The organism is Enterorhabdus sp. P55 (assembly GCF_009911695.1).
GTDB lineage: Bacteria > Actinomycetota > Coriobacteriia > Coriobacteriales > Eggerthellaceae > Enterorhabdus.
The window spans coordinates 1-2,183 of the sequence record NZ_QWKK01000195.1; the positions used below are offsets into that span (position 1 = coordinate 1).

Consider the following 2,183-nt stretch of genomic DNA (forward strand, 5'->3'; position numbering starts at 1 on the left):
GGGGGGTTGGGGGGTTGGGGGGGTTGGGGAGCCGAGATCGAGCGCGTCTTCGAGGCGATCAGGGCGTTTGCTACAATGGGGCCATCGTGAGCGTCGCGGAAAGGGAGCCTGATGGGTCGCAACCATCCCAAAGATCCAGACAACATCTACCGCCAGAGCCGCCTTGAGCGTTTCTCCAGCCAGGAGAAGGCCGCCGAAGCGCTCTCAGCAGCAGGATTCCCCGTGTCCGCGAGCTCCCTCAAAGGCTACGAGAACGGCGACACGATCCCCCCGGCCGACGCCGTGGCGGCCATGGCCGAGACCTACGGCACGCCCCAGCTGAAGTGGGCCCACTGCCACCAGCAGTGCCCCCTGGGCGCCTCGGTAGTGGAGGATCCGCCCACCGTGGTGAACAACGTGTACTACACCCTCTTCAACCTCAACGTCGCGTTCGACCAGATAGACGACGTAAAGGAAAAGCTGCGGGCCATCGTGGCGGACGACCGCATCACCGAGGACGAGAAGCCCCTGCTCGACGAGGTGTTCGACGTGCTCGGCAAGATCAGCGAGAACGCCCTGGAGCTGCGGCTGTGGGTGGAGCGCCAGCGACAGCAGCGGTAGAGAGGCGCCAGGGCGCGGCGAGCGCTGGCCAGGGCGCAACCGAGCGCGTCCTCGGAGGCTCACTGCCAGCTTTCGCGGAAATTTTGGCACTGATCGTCAGTTTGGTACGGTGCAACGGCGCGCCAGGCGCTTAGCAATAAGTCCGCCGGATACCGCGCACGGCAAAACCCCAGGTCGCGAATCCCAGAGGCACGACCAGCGGTTCCAACGGGCTACCGCAAGCGTACCAAACTGACGATCAGTGCCATTTCCGGCGGAAAAAGTGGCAGTGAGACCGCCACGCGGGAGAACGCAGCCCCCCCCCCAACCGCCCCAGAATGGGGGGGCTGCCCCAAAGAGGGCGCGAGGCGCAGGCCGACACGCCCCCCAGGCCCTCGTCATCTAAGGCAGTGAGCCATGCCGGACCTGAAAACCCCGATCAGCTTGACAGCGCGCACGCCCCTGGCGGCCTACCGGGACGCCAGGCAGAACGGCACGACGTGATTGTCGGCAAGCGGGGAGGCACCCGACAGGCGGCGATCCGCGCCAACCGGGGAGGCCAGAGCAGATGGCAAGCCGAGCGAACCAGGGGCCTAGACAGACTGTGAGTCGCGCGAGTGCCCCGGACGAAGCAGCGGAGGCGTCAGATGAGCACCTGCCAGCACGGGCGGATACGCGGCGGGAAACCCCTCGCCCGCCGCTACAACCCGAAGGCGGTCATGGCCAGAAACGCCAGTGCAAAGCCGATGACGGCCGCACCTGCGGCCATGAGCAGCTTGGAGGCCATCGGGTGGCGCCGGTCGAAGGCGCTCACATCGCGCACGGGAGCCTCGCCCTTGGAGTAGGCCACCAGGTCGCGATAGGTCACCAGGTCGTTCTTCTTCTTATAGCGTTCGACCTGGTGCAGACATACGAGGCCCGCCGCCCAGCCCCCGAGGAACAGCACGCCGCCCAAGAGGGTTCCCTCTCGCACGCCGGGCACAATGCCCGAGATGCCGCCCTCACCAGCCAGCAATGCGAACGCCGCCACGCCCGCCAACGTCAACCCCCAGCCCAGCGCGCAGAGGCGCGACATCTTCTTCCAGTCGTTCTCGATGATCTCCTGCATGGCGGCCACATCCTCTCGCATCAGGTCGTCGACGGACACGTCGAAGCGCTCGCTCAGCAGAAGCAGGCTCTGGATGTCGGGGTAGGTCTTGTCAGTCTCCCAGTTGGAGACGGTCTGGCGCGAGACGAAGATACTCGCCGCCAACTCCTCCTGCGAGAGCCCGAGCCGCGCCCGATGCCGCTTGATCTGCTGCCCGATCTGCATGTCCGTCCTTCCGAATACAAGAGTGCCTCCTGGCGCCCCATCGTACCACCGAATGACTTTGACACCGAGGCCTCAAGCTGCCAAAACCCTTTGACAAGAGCCGATGACCAGGGAAAAGGCAGTGAGGCGAGGAGGAGGCAGGGCCGGGCGGGCGTCGGGGACGGGGCTCCCGTCCAGTCGCAGGCTCGGCGAGGCGGGGCCGGGGCGCGCGGCGTGCGGGGCGCGGCCCGGGGAAAGCGGCCCCGGCTGCAGATTGCGGCGGTTATGCACCCGCCGCCCCGGCGCCCCGGCG

2 protein-coding genes are annotated in these 2,183 nt (G+C 67.0%); one reads left to right on the forward strand and one right to left on the reverse strand.

All coding sequences use genetic code 11. The annotated features are described in order from the left end of the window. Window positions 1-111 precede the first annotated feature (111 nt). Window positions 112-600 carry a transcriptional regulator gene (locus D1643_RS10680; RefSeq protein WP_160710590.1) on the forward strand — a complete coding sequence of 163 codons (489 nt, stop codon included), beginning with the start codon at window positions 112-114 and terminating at the stop codon, window positions 598-600. Window positions 601-1,279: 679 nt separating this feature from the next. On the opposite strand, the gene D1643_RS10685 is transcribed toward D1643_RS10680, so the two are convergent. Next, window positions 1,280-1,891, reverse strand: a complete 612-nt coding sequence (locus D1643_RS10685; RefSeq protein WP_160710591.1) for a helix-turn-helix transcriptional regulator — start codon at window positions 1,889-1,891, stop codon at window positions 1,280-1,282. Window positions 1,892-2,183 lie beyond the last annotated feature (292 nt).

What these genes read in the sequence shown, in the direction of transcription:
- D1643_RS10680 (WP_160710590.1), top strand. Translation starts at nt 112, where the DNA reads ATGGGTCGCAACCATCCCAAAGATCCAGACAACATCTACCGCCAGAGC.
- D1643_RS10685 (WP_160710591.1), bottom strand. Translation starts at nt 1,891, where the DNA reads ATGCAGATCGGGCAGCAGATCAAGCGGCATCGGGCGCGGCTCGGGCTC.